Raw genomic sequence first — 17,940 nt, 5'->3', positions numbered from 1 at the left:
CCCGCGCCGTAATACGGTCGTCGCATGCGCGACTACGACGTCGAGGCCGTCGACCGGCTTCCGTTCAGCACCGACGAGAAGGCCGACCGGTATCGCACCGAGGACTTCGGCGGCGCCGTCGGGCTGAACTGGTACGCATGCGATCCCACGCTGCAGGCCACCATGGCCTACTACCTGCAGCCCGACGAACTCTCGTTCGCCGAACCGCACCTCACCCGGATGGGCGAGCTGATGGGCGGCCCGGTGGCGCGCTGGGCCGAGGAGACCGACCGGAACCCGCCGCGGCTCGAACGCTACGACCGCTGGGGACACGACGTCGGCCGGGTCGTCATGCCGGCATCGTTCACCGCGGCCAAGCGTGCGGTGCTCGACGCCCAGCAGTCGCTACGCGCCGATGCGCGTGCGGCCGGGCACAGTTCGGGTCTGATGCTGTTCGCGTCGAACTATCTCCTCGACCAGGCGGACATCGGGATGGGATGCGCGCTGGGCACCGGCGGCGGCATGGTGCAGTCGCTCGTCGCGGCGTACGCGCCCGCCGACGTGCGGGAGCACGTGCTGGCCAAGTTCGGCTCCGGTGAGTGGGCCGGCGAGACGGCCCAACTGCTCACCGAGCGCACGGGCGGGTCCGATCTGGGCGCCCTGGAGACCACGGCCACCCGCCGCGGCGACGCCTGGCTGCTCAACGGCTTCAAGTGGTTCGCCTCCAACTGCAACGGCGAGGCGTTCGTCGTGCTCGCCAAACCCGAAGGGGCGCCGGACTCCTCGCGCGGCGTGGCCACCTTCCTTGTGCTGCGCACCCGCCGCGACGGTGCCCGCAACGGCGTGCGGATCCGTCGGCTGAAGGACAAACTCGGCACGAAGTCGGTGGCCTCGGGCGAGATCGAGTTCGTCGACGCGGAAGCCTTTCTGCTCTCCGGTGAGCCCAGCGACGATGCGGGCCCGTCCGACGGCAAGGGCCTGGGCCGGATGATGGAGCTGACCAACTCCGCACGGCTGGGCATCGCGCTGTTCGCGCTCGGCAACGCGCGCCGGGGTCTGGTCGAGTCGCTGTGCTACGCCCGGCGCAGGCAGGCGTTCGGCGGCGCGCTGATCGACAAGCCGCTGATGCGGCGCAAACTCGCCGAGATGATCGTCGACGTCGAGGCTGCCCAGGCCATGGTGTTCGACGGCACCGGCGCGGCCAACCACCGTCAGCCCCGCCGGATCCGGCAGCGCATCGCGGTGCCCGTCACCAAGCTCAAGGTGTGCCGGCTCGGCATCACCATCGCCTCGGACGCGATCGAGATCCACGGCGGCAACGGCTACATCGAGAGCTGGCCGGTGGCTCGGCTGCTGCGCGACGCCCAGGTGAACACGATCTGGGAGGGACCGGACAACATCCTGTGCCTCGACGTGCGCCGCGGCATCGAACGCGCGCAGGCCCACGAACCGCTGCTGTCCCGCATGCACGACGCGGTCTCGGTGTCCGACGGCGACGATGTGACGGGGCTCGTGGCGCAGCGCATCGGCGACCTCGAGGCCGCCATCACCGCGTGGACCAAGCTCGACGGCGCGGTCGCCGAGGCGCGGTTGTTCCCGTTGACCCAATTCATGGGCGACGTCTATGGCGGCGCCCTGTTGACCGAACAGGCGGCCTGGGAGCGGGCCGAGGGTCGCGGCGAACGGAAAGCGTTGGTGGCGCGGCTGTATGCGCAGCGACACCTCGCCGACCACGGCCCGCTGCGGGGGATCGACGCCGACGGCGACGAGGCGATCGAACGGTTCGACGAGCTGGCCGCCGGCGCGCTGCGCGTCTAGTTCTCTCGCGCTAGGTGGGGTCGGTCGCACGCAGGCCGAGCGCCAGCACCAGCCGGTCGTCGGGGTCGGCGAGCGACGTCGCCAGCAGTGTCTCGATGCGCCGGACGCGGTAGCGCACGGTGTTGGGGTGCACGTGCAGCCACTGCGCCACCGCGGCGATGTCACCGAACCCGTCGAGATACGCACGCAGTGTCTGGGCCAGCATCGGGTCCTTCTCGCGCAGCGCCCGCACGCGCGGATCCACCAGCCGGGGCTGGGCGGCGACCTGGGACACGATCTCGTCGAGCAACACGGTGGTGCGGGCCTCGTCGACCGTGGTGACCTCGGCGATGGCGCCGGGATGGCGTGCGGCGCTGTCCAGCACCCGATCCACCTCGGCGCGCGCGGCGGCGATCCCGGCCAGCCCCTCCGGTGAGTGGGCGACCACCGCGCGCACGCTCAGACCGAGTTCGCGGCGCAGCGCGGCCACCACGCCGCGGGCCCACGAACCGATGGTCGACGCGGCGCCTGCCCGCGGGATCAGCACGTACACCCGGTCGCCCGACGAGGCCACCTGCGCGTCGCCGCGAAATGCGCCCGCGCTCAACGCGATGACCTCCGGCGGCACAGCTGCCCCGATGCCGTGGAAACCGATCAGCGCGGCACGGCCGGCGGCGTCGATGCCGAGTTCGCGCGCGGTCGTCAGCACGTCCCCGGGATCGTCGCCTGCGAGGCCGAGCAACTGCTGCACCAGGCGGCTGTGCGACGACGGCGCGGTGGCCAGCCGCGACAGCACCCGTGCGGCGAGCACCGCCCCACCGCGCAGCACGTCCTCGGCGTCGTCGGCCAGCGGCCCGGCGCCCTGCTGCAGCCAGATCGTGCCTGCGAACCCCGGCGGGCGACGATCACCGGCCGACGGCAGGTGGACGCCGACGGCGAGCCGGGGCCGCAGGCCCAGTTCCGGGCGCTCGGCGACACGCACCACGTCGCCGCCGGCCCGCAGGGAGTCGAAGATGCCCCACTGGCCGATCCACTCGAGGTGCTCGGGCGGCCCGGCGCGACCGAGGATCGACAGCCGCCGCAACTCGTCGGCTTCGGCGTTGGACGAGGAGTACGCCAGCACGTGAGAGCTCGCGTCCTCGATGCTGACCAGGCCTCGGGTGCGGTCGGCGATCGACTGGGCCAGCGCGAAAAGATCGGTGCCGCCGGGCAATTGCGTGTCCGCGAGGTCGTTGCGGTGGTCGAAGATGTGGTTCACCAGCCGGTAGAGCCGCTCCCACCTGGCCTGCGGGTCCACCGCCACCACGGCCACACCCGCCGCGCCGGCGTGCTCGACGAGTCGCGGCGCCGGCGCCTTGACGAAGATCGCGACCGGTGGCCGGGACTGGCCGGCCAGCCAGCGTGCCGCCGCGTCGTCGGGCACACCGAGCAGGAAGAACAGATCGGCACTGCCCGCGCCCAGCGCCAGCCCCAGCCGGACGTCGTCGGCATCGACCAGCGCCACCGAACCGACCGGGACGTCGAGGCCGCGCGGGGCGTGCTCGAGGCCGACCATGGTGCGGTCCAGGGCCAACAGCAGCTCACCGAGCGGTACGCGAGCCGACGCCATACTGTCCGATTCTATAGCCGACGCCACTATCTCTTGGCCGATCGGCCAGTCTGCTGGAGGCCCGGTTCGGGGATCCTCATTCCATGGACGCCATCACCGATGTGCCGTTGCCGGCGAATGAACCGGTGCACGACTACGCCCCCGGCTCGGGTGAACGCACCCGCCTCACCGACGCGCTCGCGGCGCTGGCCGCCGACCCCCTCGACCTTCCGCACGTCATCGGCGGTGAACACCGGATGGGTGGCGGGACGCGCATCGACGTGGTGCAGCCGCACCGCCACGGCGCGCGGCTCGGCACGCTGACCAACGCCGAACACGCCGACGCCACCGCCGCCATCGACGCGGCCCTCGCCGCCAAGGCCGGCTGGGAGGACACCCCGTTCGACGAACGCGCCGCGGCGTTCCTGCGTGCCGCCGACCTGCTGGCCGGGCCGTGGCGGGAGAAACTCTGTGCGGCAACGATGCTCGGGCAGTCGAAGTCCGCCTACCAGGCCGAGATCGACGCGGCGTGCGAGCTGATCGACTTCTGGCGGTTCAACGTGGCGTTCGCCCGGCAGATCCTCGAACAGCAGCCGCTGAGCACCCGCGGCGTGTGGAACCGCACCGACTACCGACCGCTCGAGGGGTTCGTCTACGCGATCACCCCGTTCAACTTCACCGCGATCGCGGGCAACCTTCCGACCGCCCCGGCCCTGCTCGGCAACACCGTGGTGTGGAAGCCGTCACCGACCCAGACGTTCGCCGCCTACCTGACCATGCAGCTGCTCGAGGCCGCGGGCCTGCCGCCGGGGGTGATCAACCTGCTCGCCGGCGACGGTCAGGCCGTCTCCGAGGTGGCACTGTCCGATCCGCGGCTGGCGGGCATCCACTTCACCGGCTCGACGGCGACGTTCCAGCATCTGTGGCGCGAGGTCGGCGGAAACATCGACCGCTACCGCACCTATCCGCGGCTGGTGGGGGAGACCGGTGGCAAGGACTTCGTGCTCGCGCACGCCAGCGCCGACCCCGACGCACTGCGGACCGCGCTCATCCGTGGCGCGTTCGACTACCAGGGACAGAAGTGTTCGGCGGCCTCGCGGGCATTCGTGCCGCGGTCGGTGTGGCAGCGGATGGGTGACGACTTCCTCGGCGCCACCGAGACCCTGCGCTACGGCGACGTCGCCGACCTGGAGAACTTCGGCGGCGCGCTGATCGACGACCGCGCATTCGCCAAGAACGTCGCCGCGATCGAGCGGGCCAAGAGCGCGCCGAACGTGACGATCGCCGTCGGCGGTGAATACGACGACACTGAGGGCTATTTCGTGCGGCCGACCGTGCTGCTGTCCGACGATCCCGGCGACGAGTCCTTCCGCACCGAGTACTTCGGTCCGATCCTGAGCGTGCACGTCTACCCCGACGGCGATTACGAGCAGATCCTCGAGACCATCGACACCGGCGCCGCCTACGCGCTCACCGGCGCGGTGATCGCCACCGACCGCACGGCGGTGCTGGCCGCCCAGCGCCGATTGCGCCACGCGGCAGGCAACTTCTACGTCAACGACAAGCCGACCGGGGCCGTCGTCGGCCAGCAGCCGTTCGGCGGTTCCCGCGGGTCGGGCACCAACGACAAGGCCGGGTCGATGCAGAACCTGCTGCGCTGGACGTCGGCCCGGTCGATCAAGGAGACGTTCGTCCCGGCCACCGATCACCGCTACCCCCACATGGGCGCCTGACATGGGCGCCTTCCAGCGGGTGGCCCGGCCGGCGATCCTCGCGGCAGGCCGGTCGAAGCGGTTGCGACGCACCGCCGAGCGAATCCCGTTGACCCGCAGCGTGGTGCACCGGTTCGTCCCGGGGGAGACGGTCGACGATGCGCTCACCTCCGTTGCGGCGCTGCGCGACTCGGGCCGGATGGTCAGCATCGACCACCTCGGCGAGGACGTCGCCGACGCCGAGGCCGCCACCGCCAACGTCGACGCCTACCTCGGTCTGCTGGACGCGCTGGGCCGGCGCGGTGACACCGGTACGGCGGTGCGGCCACTGGAGGTGTCGCTGAAGCTGTCGGCGCTGGGGCAGGCGCTGCCGCGCGACGGCGAGAAGATCGCACTGGAGAACGCGCACACGATCTGCGGGCGGGCCCAGCAGCTCGGGGCGTGGGTGACAGTCGACGCCGAGGACCACACCACCACCGACTCGACACTGTCGATCGTGCGGGAACTGCGCGCCGACTTCGACTGGCTGGGCACGGTGCTGCAGGCCTATCTGCGCCGGACGCACGGCGACTGTCAGGACTTCGCGGCGGCCGGCGCACGGATCCGGTTGTGCAAGGGCGCCTACGACGAACCGGCGACGGTGGCCTACCGCGACGCCGACGACGTCACCGCCTCGTACCTGCGCTGTCTGCGGGTGCTGATGAACGGATCGGGCTACCCGATGGTGGCGTCCCACGATCCAGCGATCATCGACGCGGTGCCCGCCCTGGTGCGCGAATCCGGCCGCGGCGCCGACGAATTCGAATACCAGATGCTCTACGGCGTCCGGGACCCCGAGCAGATCCGGCTGGCCGAACGCGGTGACCCGGTGCGGGTGTACGTGCCGTTCGGCACCCAGTGGTACGGCTACTTCGTGCGCCGGCTGGCCGAGCGCCCCGCCAACCTGACGTTCTTCCTGCGCGCACTCGCCGAACGCCGCTAGATACGAGCCAGTATCTCGGCCTTCTTGGCCATGAACTCGTCGGCCGTGACAATTCCCGCATCGCGCAGCTCCGCCAGGGTCTGCAATTGCCTCAAGAGATCCGCTGACGATGATGACGTTCTCGCGTCCAAAGCCTGGGGCTTCGACGCACTCTGTGCTGCACTGCGTTCCGCACGTTTGAGCTTCCAAGCAACGAACCCCGCATGACGGTATCTACCGACGAGGACTCCAACGAAGGTCGACCCGAGCAGGAACCCGAGGTGGGGAAGCATGAAATGGACCAGACCGTCGATATCTGGCGGGACCAGTAATGTTGCAACGAAAGGACTTACGGTGATGCAGCACGCCAGCGCAGTCCATCGGTACGGATGCTGACCCAGGTAATGAGATGCGTACCAGGCAATCGGCATTGCCAAGAGCGAACTTTCCGCCCCACTCAGGATGACGATGCTCCGCAGGCCCCTAAGGGCGGGTATGGGGAGGAAGAGCATCACCGCGGCATAAGAAAGCAACAGCGCCGCGCTGAGCATGATGGTCACCAGCCAAACCGGTCGGCGGAGTTCTCCGCGCTTAAGCCGCGCAATGTCTTCGGCAGTGTTGCGCCGCCTGCTTCTCAGGCTGTATTCGATCGCCGCGGGAAGCCCACCAGCTCCTGCAACCAGTGTTGCCGTGATGTCGGCGGGTATCTGCGCGCGTGCGCAGAGGACGCCGGCGGCGACGGCCGCCGCGATGGAAGTGCCGGCTCCGATCGCTGTGCGCTGGTCTAGTTGCGCTCGGCTCCCATCGGTCATGAAAGTCCTTCGCGGCATCGGCGGGGCAGGTGACTCCGTGATGGTCGCGTGAACCAACACAACAGCGCACGCGTAGTCCGCTACCTGAACCAGATTCAGCAGCGAAAATGCCTGGAGGCAGAGCCTCGTGGTCGTCGAAACTGCGGACAGATCGCGGCACAGCCCGGAAACTCGATCTGTCCGCAGTCTCGACGCAAATCGGTCGTCAGAAGACGGGGGAGGCGTCGACGGCCATCTCGACCGAGCCGTTGCACGGCCCGCCCTGGATGTCGGTGCGCCAATTGCCCCGCAGGACGCCGTCGGCGCTCGGCGCGTACCACGCCACCGATCGGGCCGGCGCCCACACCTTCTGCACGCCCGGGCCCTGATAGCAGTCCCACTGCCAGTCGTAGACGTGCACCCACTTCTCGCCATCCCAGGTGTAGCGGGGCGGCTGGGGCAGGGTCGGGTTCTGCGGCTTGGGTCCGCCGATCACCGTGGCGATGCACCGTCCCGTCGAGCAGTCGGTGCTGAAGAGGTACACGTCGCTGAAGGTGGGCTCCCACTGCTGGGCGGCCAGACTCGTCCCGGTCTTCTCGGCGGCGTAGCGCACCAGCGAGTACCGGCCGGACCACACCTGTCCCGCCGCCTGGGCGGTCGAGGGGATCACGAACGCGGCCACGGACACGGCGGCCAGCAGGACCGTGCCGAGGCGGCGAATGTGCATTGACCCACCGTATGACGGTGAACGCCGAGCAGCCGGTTACGCCACGCCCTACTCGCGGCTGCGCCGGGAGAACCGGCCGTCGGTGACCTCGTCCCACTTCTGGCACACCGCCTCGACCCGGGGGTCGCCCTGCTGCCTGATCCATTCGCAGGTCGCGACGTCGGTGGACGGGTTCGTGACGATGATGGTGTGCAGTTCGGGCCGTTCCTTGGCGAGCTCGCGCAACTGCTGCGGCGAGGTCGACGGGTCGGCCGCACGCAGCGCGTCGAGCGGATCCGGCAGCGCGCCGCGCGGCGCGTCGTAAGCCGCCGGGCTGTCGTCCTCGTCCGGGGCGGCCCGGTGGCGGTTGAGCAGCAGGTTGAGCGCGATCGCCGTCACGGCCCCCGCCGAGATGCCGGAGTGGAAGATGGTCTGGAACCAGTCCGGGAACTGGTGGTAGAGGTCGAGTGAGACGTTGACCGGACTGTCCGCAAGGGCGCGGTCGGTGTAGTACAACTTGGCCTCGGTGAGCATCGCGACACCCACCGAGATGGCCACCACCAGCACGTTGGTGTTGTCGAACCGCACCTTCGCCAGGGTGCGCACCCCGCTCGCGGCGACCATCCCGAACAGCGCCAACCCGGCGCCGCCGAGCACCGGCAGCGGAATACCCTCCACCACGGCGGCCATCTTCGGCAACAGGCCCAGCAGCACCAGGATCACCCCCGCTGCCGTCGCGACATGGCGGCTGCGCACGCCGGTGATCGCGACCAGGCCGACGTTCTGCGCGAACGCCGTGTACGGGAACGTGTTGAAGACCCCGCCGAGCACCGTGCCGAGCCCGTCGGCACGCAACCCGTCGGCCAGCCGCCGGGGCGTGATCTTCTCGTCGACGATCTCACCCACCGCCACGATGTCGCCGGTGGTCTCGGTCATGATCACGATCGCCACGATGAGCAGCGCGATGATCGAGCTGATCTCGAAGGTCGGCAGCCCGAACTGGAACGGTGTCACCACGCCCACCCAGCCGTACTCGCCCATGTGGCTCCAGTCGGTCATCCCGAGCGGAATCGCCACCAAAGTGCCGACGACCAGGCCGAGCAGGATCGACACCCGCCGCACGCTCTCGGGGGCGAAGCGTTCGAGGGCGATGATGACGGCGAGGGTGAAGAAACCCATGCCGACGGCCTTCGGGTCACCGAAGTCGGGGCCCGTTCCGCCGCCGAACCAGCCGGCGGCCACCCGCATCAGCGACACCCCGATGATGAGGATGATCGTGCCCGTCACCAGCGGCGGGAAGAACCGGATCAGCTTCCCGAACACCGGCGCGAGCACCATCATGAACAGCCCGCACGCGATGACGGACCCGTAGATCGTCGTGATGCCGTGGTTCGTGCCGATGGTGATCATCGGCCCGACGGCGGCGAAGGTGACGCCCTGCATCAGCGGCAGCCGGACACCGAACCGCCAGAAGCCGACCGCCTGCACGATCGTCGCGATGCCTGCCACCAACAGGTCGGCCATGATCAGGTGCACGATGTCGGACTGCTCGAGCCGGCCGGCCGCGACCATTGCCCCACCGACGATCAGGGGCACCGCGACAGCGCCGGCATACATCGCGAGCACGTGTTGCAACGCCAACGGGACGAGCCGGCGCAGCGGCGGGATCTCGTCGACCGGGCGGCCGTTCGCCGTGCCGTCGATGAGCGTTCTGGTCAACGTGGCCATGGTGCACCCATCTTGAGGTGGCGGTGTTTCGCGGCTTTTCCGCGCCGATGACCGTTGTATTACTCCGCTCAGTCGAGCATCGGGAAGGAATGGTGCTCGTGGGTCACCCGCCAGCGGCCGTCGACCCTGCGCAGGCCGATCGTGATCCGCAGGCGATTGTCGGGGTTCGTCTCGAACTCCGCAGGCTTCCCGCACCGCAGCAGGCCCCACGCGAAGGCGACATCATCGCCTGCGGTGACGTCGAGCTCCTCGATCTCGAATTGCGCTCCCTGGCGGATGTATTCGAAGAACGGCGGCCACGACGCCCGGTACTCGTCGATGCCGCGCACGCCGCGGAACGGCGGTGGGACGTCGAACATGACGATGTCGCGGTCGTGGTCGACCAGCACCCCGTCCTGGTCGCAGTCGCGGATGGCGGCGGCCCATCGGGTGATGACGTCGCGGATCTCGGTGTCGTCGGTACTCATGGATTTCCTTTCGTCCTGAGTGCTGACCTCACCCGGCCGCCCGAGTCATCGGCCGTCAGGCGTGCTCGCTGAGCGACAGCAGGGTCCACGCGGCCATGGACTGGGCATCGGTGATGTCGCCGTCGCGCATCATCGTCTCGACCTCGGCGCGGGAGAACCAGGCGCTGCGCATGTCCTGCTCCTCGTGCTCGCGGTCGTGGTCGCCCTGCGTGACGCCGGTGGCCAGGAACACCCAACCGCGCTGGCTGCTCATCCCGGGCGCGACGTCGAGCCGGCCCAGCAGTGTCAGCGTCGCCGCGCGCAGCCCGGTCTCCTCGCGCAGTTCGCGGGCGGCCAGCGGCTCGGCGTCCATCGCCGCCATCCCGGGCGCGGTGCCCTGCGGGAACTCCCACCGCCGCAGGCCGAGCGGATACCGGTACTGCTCCACGAGGGTGAACCGGTCGCCGTCGCGCGGGATCACCAGCGCGTAGGTGGGCTTGTCGATCACCGCGTAGGTGCCGGGGCTGCCGTCGGGGCGGCGGATGTCGTCCTCACGCAGCGTCAACCACGGATTGCGGTACACCTCTCGCGACCCGACGCGCTCGATGGAACTCACCGGCACAGTATCGCCGAGCCGCGGCGAGTAGCCTCGCTGGCGTGTTGCTGGCCTCGCTGAATCCCGCCGCGGTCGCCGGGGGAGCCGACATCGCCGACGCGGTCCGCATCGACGGCGCAGTGCTCAGCCGCAGCGATCTCGTCGGCGCCGCGACCTCGGTGGCCGAACGTGTCGGCGGCGCGCAACGGGTCGCGGTGCTGGCCACGCCGACCGCGACGACGGTGCTGGCCATCACCGGCTGCCTGATCGCCGGTGTCCCCGTCGTGCCGGTGCCCGCGGACGTCGGCGCCGCCGAACGCCGCCACATCCTCACCGACTCGGGCGCGCAGGCGTGGCTCGGCACACCGCCCGCCGACGACGGCGGGCTGCCGGTGGTGCCCGTGCGGATGCACGCGCGGTCGTGGCACCGCTACGCCGAACCGCCGCCCGAGGCGCCGGCGCTGATCATGTACACCTCCGGCACCACCGGCCCACCCAAGGGCGTGATCCTGAGCCGGCGGGCGGTCGCCGCCGACGTCGACGCGCTGGCCTCGGCGTGGCAGTGGACCGCCGGCGACACCCTGGTGCACGGCCTCCCGCTGTTCCACGTGCACGGCCTGGTGCTGGGCCTGCTCGGGTCGCTGCGCATCGGGAACCGCTTCGTGCACACCGGGCGGCCCAGCCCGGCCGGCTACGCCGAGGCGCGCGGATCGCTGTACTTCGGTGTGCCGACGGTGTGGTCGCGCATCGCCGCCGACGCCGACGCCGCACGCGCACTGTCGTCGGCGCGCCTGCTGGTCTCGGGCAGCGCGGCGCTGCCGGTACCGGTGTTCGAGCGGCTCACCGAGCTCACCGGCCGGGCGCCGGTGGAGCGGTACGGCAGCACCGAGACCCTGATCACCGTGAGCACCACGGTCGACGGCGAGCGCCGGGCCGGCTGGGTCGGGCTCCCGGTGTCCGGTGTCCGGACGCGGCTGGTCGACGAGGCCGGGGCCGAGATCGCGCACGACGGCGAGACCATCGGCCGGCTGCTGGTGTCGAGCCCCACGATGTTCGACGGCTATCTGAACCTGCCCGACGCGACGGCCGCGGCGTTCGACGGCGACGGCTGGTTCCGCACCGGCGACGTCGCGGTGGTGGACGGGGACGGCATGCACCGCATCGTCGGCCGGGAGTCGGTGGACCTGATCAAGTCGGGCGGCTACCGGGTGGGGGCCGGCGAGGTGGAGGCCGCACTGCTCGGACATCCCGGCGTCGCGGAGGCCGCGGTCGTCGGCGTGCCCGACACCGACCTCGGGCAGCGGATTGTCGCCTACGTCGTCGGCACGGCGGATCCCGACACGCTGATCGCCTATGTCGCCGACCAGTTGTCGGTGCACAAGCGGCCGCGGGAGGTCCGGGTGGTCGCCGAGCTTCCCCGCAACGCGATGGGCAAGGTGCTCAAGAAGGAACTCACACAATGGGATTGAGGTTCACCGAGGTGTGCGTCGACGCGGCCGACCCCCGCGCTCTCGGCGCCTGGTGGGCCCGGGTGCTCGGCTGGCCGCACGAGGTGGACGACGACGGCGACGTACTGCTGCGCGCCCCCGACGGTGCGGGCCCGGACTGGCTGTTCCTGGCGGTCCCCGACGACAAGATCGTCAAGAACCGGATCCACTTCGACTTCACCCCAGCCGACCAGCAGGCCGAGGTCGACCGGCTGATCGGCCTCGGGGCGCGCCACGTCGACATCGGGCAGGGCGACCGGAGCTGGGTGGTGCTGGCCGATCCCGAGGGCAACGAGTTCTGCATCCTCGCCGCCTCCTAGACCGGCCCGTCGATCAGTTGGCGTGCAGCGCCTCGTTGAGCGTGATGCCGGTGCCGTCGCGCTTGACCACCTCGACCGCCCCGGACAGCGAATTGCGGCGGAACAGCAGGTTGTTCGAGCCGGACAGGTCGCGCGCCTTGACCGTCTGCCCGTCGGCGGTCTGCACCTTGGTGCCCGCGGTGACGTACAGGCCCGCCTCCACCACACAGTCGTCGCCCAGCGAGATGCCCAGCCCGGCGTTGGCGCCCAGCAGGCAGCGTTTCCCGACCGAGATCACGTTCTTGCCGCCACCGGACAGGGTGCCCATGATCGACGCGCCGCCGCCGACATCCGATCCGTCGTCGACGACGACACCCGCCGAGATCCGGCCCTCGACCATCGAATTGCCCAGCGTCCCGGCGTTGAAGTTGACGAAGCCCTCGTGCATCACCGTGGTGCCCGTCGCGAGGTGGGCGCCCAACCGCACGCGGTCGGCATCGGCGATCCGCACGCCCGTCGGGACGACATAGTCGACCATCCGCGGGAACTTGTCGATGCCGTAGACCGTCACCGGCCCGCGTCGGCGCAACCGGGCCCGCACGGTCTCGAAGCCGGGGACCGCGCACGGGCCGAAGTTCGTCCACACCACGTTGGCCAGCACGCCGAACAGACCGTCCATGTTCGCCTCGTGCGGCTTGATCAACCGGTGGGACAGCAGATGCAGGCGCAGGTAGGCGTCGTAGCCGTCGACCGGCTTGTCGCCCAGCGAACCGATCACCGTGCGCACCGCGATGGTCTCGACGTCGCGCTCCTCATCACGCCCGGCCAGCACCGCCAGTTCCTCGGGCACCTCGGCCACCGAGAGCCGCACCGTGCCCGGATCGCCGTCGATGTCCAGTTCGGGGGCCGGGAACCAGGTGTCGAGCACCGTCCCGTCGGCCGCCAGCGTCGCCAGGCCGATTCCTACAGCAGAAGTCACGGTGCCCCAGGCTACTGGAATAGGGTCTAGTGCTGTGGCCCTGGACCTGCATGCCGACCCGGTCGCGCTGACCGCCGCGCTGGTCGACATCCCGAGCGAATCGCGGCACGAGCAGCGCATCGCCGACGAGATCGAGGCCGCGCTGCGGGCACAGACCCGGGGCTTCGAGATCGTCCGCAACGGTGACGCGGTGCTGGCGCGCACCAACCTCGGCCTGCCGTCGCGGGTGCTGCTGGCCGGGCACATCGACACCGTGCCCGCCGTCGACAACGTGCCGAGCCGGATGGACGGTGACGAACTGCACGGCTGCGGCACATCGGACATGAAGTCCGGCGATGCGGTCTTCCTCCACCTGGCCGCCACCATCGCCGAGCCCAGCCACGACCTCACCCTCGTGATGTACGACTGCGAGGAGATCGAGGCCAGGGCCAACGGCCTCGGCCGCATCGAGCGGGAGCTGCCGGACTGGCTGCAGGCCGACGTCGCGATTCTCGGGGAGCCGTCCGGGGGCTACATCGAGGCGGGCTGCCAGGGCACGCTGCGGGTGGTGGTCAGCGCGACGGGCACCAGGGCGCATTCCGCGCGATCATGGCTGGGCGACAATGCGATTCACAAGCTCGGTGCGGTCCTCGACCGGCTGTCGGGATACGAGGCGCGCAGTGTCGACATCGACGGCTGCGTCTACCGCGAGGGGCTGTCCGCGGTGCGGATCGACGGCGGGGTGGCAGGCAACGTCATCCCGGACGCCGCGTCGGTGACGGTGAACTTCCGCTTCGCGCCGGATCGCAGCGTCGAACAGGCCCTCACCCACGTGCACGGGGTCCTCGACGGCCTCGACGTCCGGATCGACCAGACCGACGCCGCGCCGGGTGCGTTGCCCGGGCTCACCCAACCGGCGGCGGCGAAGCTGGTCGAGGCCGCAGGCGGGCAGGTGCGGGCCAAGTACGGGTGGACCGACGTGGCACGGTTCGCGGCGCTGGGCATCCCGGCGGTGAACTACGGGCCCGGCGACCCCAACCTCGCCCATCGCGCCGACGAACGCGTGCAGATCGGCCGCATCACCGACACGACGGACATTCTGCGGGCGTACCTGACGGCCTGACGACTCCCGAAATCAGCGTCACGCCCACCCCGGTACCGCGATTAGCCTCGAGGCAGGAGACGGGGGTGTGGGCCGATGCGGAGCGTGAACTGGCGTCAGGCGTTGTACTCCGGCGCCGCGGGGGGCGGAGTGCTGTGGGGTGTGCTCACCACGCTGTTCGTCGGGTTCGGTGCCGACAGCCCCGGCAGACACCGCGAATTCGGCGGCGGGTGGTGGTTCGCGGCGGCCATCGCGACGGTGCTGGCGCTGACGGTGGCCGCGACGCTGGTGCTGCGCGGGGATTCGATCGGTCGACGCAGCGCGGGAGTCGGTGTCGCGGTGGCCGTGCTCAGCGGTTGGCTGGTGATCGGCTGGGCTGCCGTACAAGTCAGTGGGATCTGAGCGCGGTGTCCTACGAATCGGAGGCGGCGAAGCGTCCTTCGCTCGACCGGTCACCGGGGTCGCCACTGATGCTCGTCGGGTTCGGGCTCGGAGTCCTGGCGGCGTCCAGCAACATCTTCCTGTACTTCTGGCTGTACGCCTGGCTGGCGCCGCTGATGCTGGCCGGACTGTGCAGCCTGCTGTCCCTCCTGCCCCGGTGTCGCCGACTGCTCGAGGTGGCCGAAGGGGCCTTCGCCGCGGTCGTGTTCGCCGCGGTCGCGGTGTGCGTCAGTTTCGTCGGGCTGGCCGCCTCGCTGGGCTGACGGCCCGGATATCCGCTTGACGGCACTCCTACAGTGGGACGCGGACGAATGTTCCCGATCGAGGTGGGCTGAAGACATGTGGGGAGACGACGACATCTCCGGATGATCCGGAGAGATCGCAGTCGTCCATCGTCCTTGTCGCGGCACGGGTCTGTCCGCGACCCCACGAAAGCCTCCTCATGTCTTCGATCATCGCTACGAATCTGTCCTTCGCGTGGCCCGACGGCTCGCTCCAGTTCGCCGACCTGTCCTTCGCGCTCGGTGCCGGGCGCACCGGCCTGGTCGCGCCCAACGGTGCAGGCAAGACCACTCTGCTCAGACTGATCGCCGGCGAACACGAGCCGACCTCCGGCGCGGTCACCGTCGACGGGGTATTGGGCTACCTGCCGCAGGCGCTGCCCTTCACCGCCGAGCGCGGCGTCGCCGATGTGCTCGGAATCACCGGTGCGCTCGACGCTTTGGCCGCCCTCGCTGCCGGCGACGCACGCGAGGAGGTCTTCACCGCAATCGGTGACGACTGGGATGTCGAGGAGCGCACCCGCGCGCAACTCGACCGCCTCGGACTCGGGCACGTCGCGCTGGGCCGCACCCTGGGCACGCTGTCCGGTGGTGAGGTGGTCACCCTGGGTCTGGCCGCGCAACTGCTCGAGCGGCCCGACGTGTTGCTGCTCGACGAGCCGACGAACAATCTGGACGCCGACGCCCGGCACGCGCTGTACGCCGCTCTGGACGACTTCGCGGGGTGTCTGGTGGTGGTGAGTCACGACCGGGTGCTGCTCGACCGGATGGACCAGATCGCCGAGCTCTACCGCGGCGAGATGCGCTTCTACGGCGGGGGATTCACCGCCTACCAGGAGACCGTCGCGGCGGACCAGGAACTCGCCGAGAGCAACCTGCGAAACGCCGGGCAGCAGCTCAAACGGGAGAAGCGGCAGATGCAGCAGGCTCGCGAACGTGCGGCCCGCCGCTCGGGCACCGCCGCGCGCAACGTCAAGGACGCCGGCCTGCCGAAGATCATCGCCGGAGCGATGAAACGCAGGGCGCAGGAGTCGGCGGGCCGGGCCGACGACGTGCACGAAAAGCGCGTCGACGACGCACGCTCACGACTCGACGATGCCGAGCGGGCGCTGCGCGACGACGACGCCATCGTGCTCGACCTGCCCGCCACCGCCGTGCCCGCCGGACGCACCGTACTGGCGGCCGAGGGGCTGCAGGTCACTCGTGGTGACCGGAATTTGTTCGCGGACAACGGTGTCGGGCTGAGCGTCCAGGGTCCGGAACGCATCGCGCTGACCGGTCCGAACGGGGCGGGGAAGTCGACTCTGCTACGCCTGATCTCCGGTGATCTGCCGCCCGACGCGGGCAGCGTGAAACGGGCCGAGGGCAGGGTCGCGTACCTGTCGCAGCGACTGGACCTGCTCGACACGCAGCGCTCGGTCGCCGAGAACCTGGCGGCGTTCGCACCGAGCCTGTCGCACACCCGCCGGATGCACCTGCTGGCGCAGTTCCTCTTCCGCGGTGACCGCATCCACCTGCCGGTCGGGGCGCTGTCCGGCGGCGAGCGACTGCGCGCCACCCTGGCGTGCGTGCTGTTCGCCGAGCCGGCGCCGCAGCTGCTTCTGCTCGACGAGCCGACCAACAACCTCGACCTGGTGAGCATCGGGCAGCTGGAGGCGGCGCTGAACGCCTACCAGGGCGCGTTCGTGGTGGTGAGTCACGACGACCGCTTCCTGGACGAGATCGCGGTGCAGCGCCGACTGCATCTCGCCGACGGGGTGCTGGTGGCTAGGTGAGTGTCGCGCCGGCAACCGGGGGACGTGTCGGCGCGGGCGCAGGCCGCTCGTCCTCGGGCTTCTTCTCCGGCGCGGGTTCCTGCTCGCCGCGCTGCCGGTCGTCCGCGTCGGCCTTCTCGTCGGCCTTCTCGTCGCCGGGCTGCCGGTCGTCCGCACCGGCCGGGCCACCGCCGGCCGGATCGGCGGGCGCCGCCGGGGTGTCGCCGCCGGCCGGGCCGGTGGCCGCCGCGGCGGTGTCCGCGCCTGCGCCCGTGGCGGCCTCGACGATGCCCTGCACGCCCTGCAGCACCTGCGCCGGAATCTGGCCGATGCCGGCGACGGCCTGACCGGCCGTCTGCGCGAGCTGACCGACCTGCTGGCCGGCCTGCTGTCCGAGTTGACTCAGCATCTGGCCCGCCCCCGACGAGGCGCTGTTCGCGGTCGACGGCGATCCCGTGGAACCGGTCGATGCGGCGTTGATCGCCTCGGCGCCCTGCTGGTCGCTCTGCTCGTACAGGCCCGCCGAATTCATCAGACCATCCGCCAGCTGCCGGGCCGTGGACGCCGTCGAGGTCAGTGCGCCGCCCCGGGCACCGAGCAGATCGCCCAGTGCCGTGGAGACACCCGAGGCGATGTTCCCGTAGGTCGTGGAGACCGCGGAGACGTCGGGTGTGTTGGCAGAGACCTGCGTGACGGCACTGGCGACGTCCCCATGCTGCTGGGAGTACGTCCGCAGGCTCCCGGGTTGGACGGACAGCGACCCTGACATGTGCCACTCTTTCGGTTCGACGGCGACGTGCAGCAATCTTAAAGCCGCGCGGCCGCTGCTCCTCGCACCGATGTGACGTCAGGTGGGGCGACCACCCGGGATCGGCAGGGGAGCGGGCGCGTCGGCCGGGGGTGTGGTGGTGATGTCGGGGAACGGGAAGTCCATGCCGCCACCCCAGGCGCCTTCGATGCGCTGCGCCCCGTGGTCGTCCACGCCGGCGTATTGGCGCGCCGCCGTCTGAAGCATCTCGGCGATGCCGTCGCCGCTGCCCGCCGTCGTCTGCAGGCTTCCCAGACGCGCTCCGAGCAGTTCCTTCAGCGCGGCCTGCATGCCGAACCCGATGGTGCCGTGCGTCGACGCGACCTCGGCCCCGTCGGGGGCGCGCCGGGCCAGTTGTGTGATGTCGGACGCGACGTCGGCGTGCGTACGCGAAAACGCGCGCAGGACGCCGGTTTCCACGGACAACGGCTCACTGAACACGACACACCTCCCGGATCGGCTGGTGTATCGAGCTTAAGCGGGCGCTGTGTGCGCCCTGTGCACCAA

18 protein-coding genes are annotated in these 17,940 nt (G+C 70.4%); 9 read left to right on the top strand and 9 right to left on the bottom strand.

The features are described from left to right. The first annotated feature begins 24 nt into the window (after positions 1-24). Complete coding sequence (locus AB0K11_RS07515) at positions 25-1,797, top strand: acyl-CoA dehydrogenase family protein (RefSeq protein WP_364974244.1); 1,773 nt, start codon at positions 25-27, stop codon at positions 1,795-1,797. Positions 1,798-1,807: 10 nt separating this feature from the next. Here the strand turns inward: AB0K11_RS07515 and AB0K11_RS07510 are convergent, their stop codons facing one another. Beyond that, on the bottom strand, positions 1,808-3,385 hold the full coding sequence (locus AB0K11_RS07510; RefSeq protein WP_364974241.1) for a helix-turn-helix domain-containing protein: 1,578 nt from the start codon (positions 3,383-3,385) through the stop codon (positions 1,808-1,810). A gap of 83 nt (positions 3,386-3,468) precedes the next feature. On the opposite strand from AB0K11_RS07510, the gene pruA reads away from it, so the two are divergent. Then, positions 3,469-5,097: an L-glutamate gamma-semialdehyde dehydrogenase gene (pruA, locus tag AB0K11_RS07505; RefSeq protein ID WP_364974239.1), complete on the top strand. Its 1,629-nt coding sequence runs from the start codon at positions 3,469-3,471 to the stop codon at positions 5,095-5,097. Between the two features lies 1 nt (position 5,098). Next, the gene (locus AB0K11_RS07500) at positions 5,099-6,058 is read left to right on the top strand and encodes a proline dehydrogenase (RefSeq protein WP_364974236.1); all 960 of its coding nucleotides are present in this window, start codon (positions 5,099-5,101) and stop codon (positions 6,056-6,058) included. Here AB0K11_RS07500 and AB0K11_RS07495 read toward each other — a convergent pair. From AB0K11_RS07495 to AB0K11_RS07475, 5 genes are all read right to left on the bottom strand, one after another. Further along, positions 6,055-6,849, bottom strand: coding sequence for an SHOCT domain-containing protein (locus AB0K11_RS07495; protein WP_364974233.1), 795 nt, complete (start codon positions 6,847-6,849; stop codon positions 6,055-6,057). The two genes, AB0K11_RS07500 and AB0K11_RS07495, sit on opposite strands and share 4 nt — an antisense overlap. Before the next feature lie 205 nt (positions 6,850-7,054). Next, entirely contained in the window at positions 7,055-7,555 is a 501-nt protein-coding gene (locus tag AB0K11_RS07490) for a hypothetical protein (protein ID WP_364974231.1), read from the bottom strand. Positions 7,556-7,603: 48 nt separating this feature from the next. Beyond that, a complete protein-coding gene (locus AB0K11_RS07485; protein ID WP_364974228.1) occupies positions 7,604-9,262 on the bottom strand; it encodes a nucleobase:cation symporter-2 family protein in 1,659 nt (552 codons plus the stop codon). A 68-nt stretch (positions 9,263-9,330) separates the two neighbouring features. Then, the gene (locus AB0K11_RS07480) at positions 9,331-9,729 is read right to left on the bottom strand and encodes an SgcJ/EcaC family oxidoreductase (protein WP_364974225.1); all 399 of its coding nucleotides are present in this window, start codon (positions 9,727-9,729) and stop codon (positions 9,331-9,333) included. A 55-nt stretch (positions 9,730-9,784) separates the two neighbouring features. Further along, complete coding sequence (locus tag AB0K11_RS07475) at positions 9,785-10,324, bottom strand: NUDIX hydrolase (protein WP_364974223.1); 540 nt, start codon at positions 10,322-10,324, stop codon at positions 9,785-9,787. A 41-nt stretch (positions 10,325-10,365) separates the two neighbouring features. Here AB0K11_RS07475 and AB0K11_RS07470 point away from each other — a divergent pair, with 41 nt between their 5' ends. Both AB0K11_RS07470 and AB0K11_RS07465 read left to right on the top strand, forming a co-directional pair. Continuing rightward, on the top strand, positions 10,366-11,772 hold the full coding sequence (locus AB0K11_RS07470; protein WP_364974220.1) for an acyl-CoA synthetase: 1,407 nt from the start codon (positions 10,366-10,368) through the stop codon (positions 11,770-11,772). After that, entirely contained in the window at positions 11,763-12,110 is a 348-nt protein-coding gene (locus tag AB0K11_RS07465; RefSeq protein WP_364974218.1) for a VOC family protein, read from the top strand. Before AB0K11_RS07470 ends, AB0K11_RS07465 begins: the two co-directional genes overlap by 10 nt. Before the next feature lie 13 nt (positions 12,111-12,123). Here AB0K11_RS07465 and dapD read toward each other — a convergent pair whose 3' ends face one another. Beyond that, the gene (dapD, locus tag AB0K11_RS07460) at positions 12,124-13,089 is read right to left on the bottom strand and encodes a 2,3,4,5-tetrahydropyridine-2,6-dicarboxylate N-succinyltransferase (RefSeq protein ID WP_364976663.1); all 966 of its coding nucleotides are present in this window, start codon (positions 13,087-13,089) and stop codon (positions 12,124-12,126) included. Positions 13,090-13,102: 13 nt separating this feature from the next. Here dapD and dapE point away from each other — a divergent pair, with 13 nt between their 5' ends. The 4 genes from dapE (at position 13,103) to AB0K11_RS07440 (ending at position 16,646) form a co-directional block, all read left to right on the top strand. Beyond that, the gene (gene dapE / locus AB0K11_RS07455) at positions 13,103-14,170 is read left to right on the top strand and encodes a succinyl-diaminopimelate desuccinylase (protein WP_364974215.1); all 1,068 of its coding nucleotides are present in this window, start codon (positions 13,103-13,105) and stop codon (positions 14,168-14,170) included. A gap of 75 nt (positions 14,171-14,245) precedes the next feature. After that, the gene (locus tag AB0K11_RS07450; RefSeq protein WP_364974212.1) at positions 14,246-14,551 is read left to right on the top strand and encodes a hypothetical protein; all 306 of its coding nucleotides are present in this window, start codon (positions 14,246-14,248) and stop codon (positions 14,549-14,551) included. A 5-nt stretch (positions 14,552-14,556) separates the two neighbouring features. Beyond that, a complete protein-coding gene (locus AB0K11_RS07445) occupies positions 14,557-14,853 on the top strand; it encodes a hypothetical protein (protein ID WP_364974209.1) in 297 nt (98 codons plus the stop codon). 179 nt (positions 14,854-15,032) lie between these two features. Next, complete coding sequence (locus tag AB0K11_RS07440; RefSeq protein ID WP_364974206.1) at positions 15,033-16,646, top strand: ABC-F family ATP-binding cassette domain-containing protein; 1,614 nt, start codon at positions 15,033-15,035, stop codon at positions 16,644-16,646. On the opposite strand, the gene AB0K11_RS07435 is transcribed toward AB0K11_RS07440, so the two are convergent. After that, positions 16,639-17,394 carry a type VII secretion target gene (locus AB0K11_RS07435; protein ID WP_364974203.1) on the bottom strand — a complete coding sequence of 252 codons (756 nt, stop codon included), beginning with the start codon at positions 17,392-17,394 and terminating at the stop codon, positions 16,639-16,641. The genes AB0K11_RS07440 and AB0K11_RS07435 overlap by 8 nt on opposite strands. 78 nt (positions 17,395-17,472) lie before the next feature. Next, entirely contained in the window at positions 17,473-17,853 is a 381-nt protein-coding gene (locus tag AB0K11_RS07430; protein WP_364976661.1) for a type VII secretion target, read from the bottom strand. Positions 17,854-17,940 lie beyond the last annotated feature (87 nt).

It is taken from the genome of Mycobacterium sp. NPDC050551 (assembly GCF_040674075.1).
In the GTDB taxonomy this organism is placed as follows: Bacteria; Actinomycetota; Actinomycetes; order Mycobacteriales; family Mycobacteriaceae; genus Mycobacterium.
Note: the sequence above shows the minus strand (reverse complement) of the source record. Positions and strands in the feature narration are given on the sequence as shown.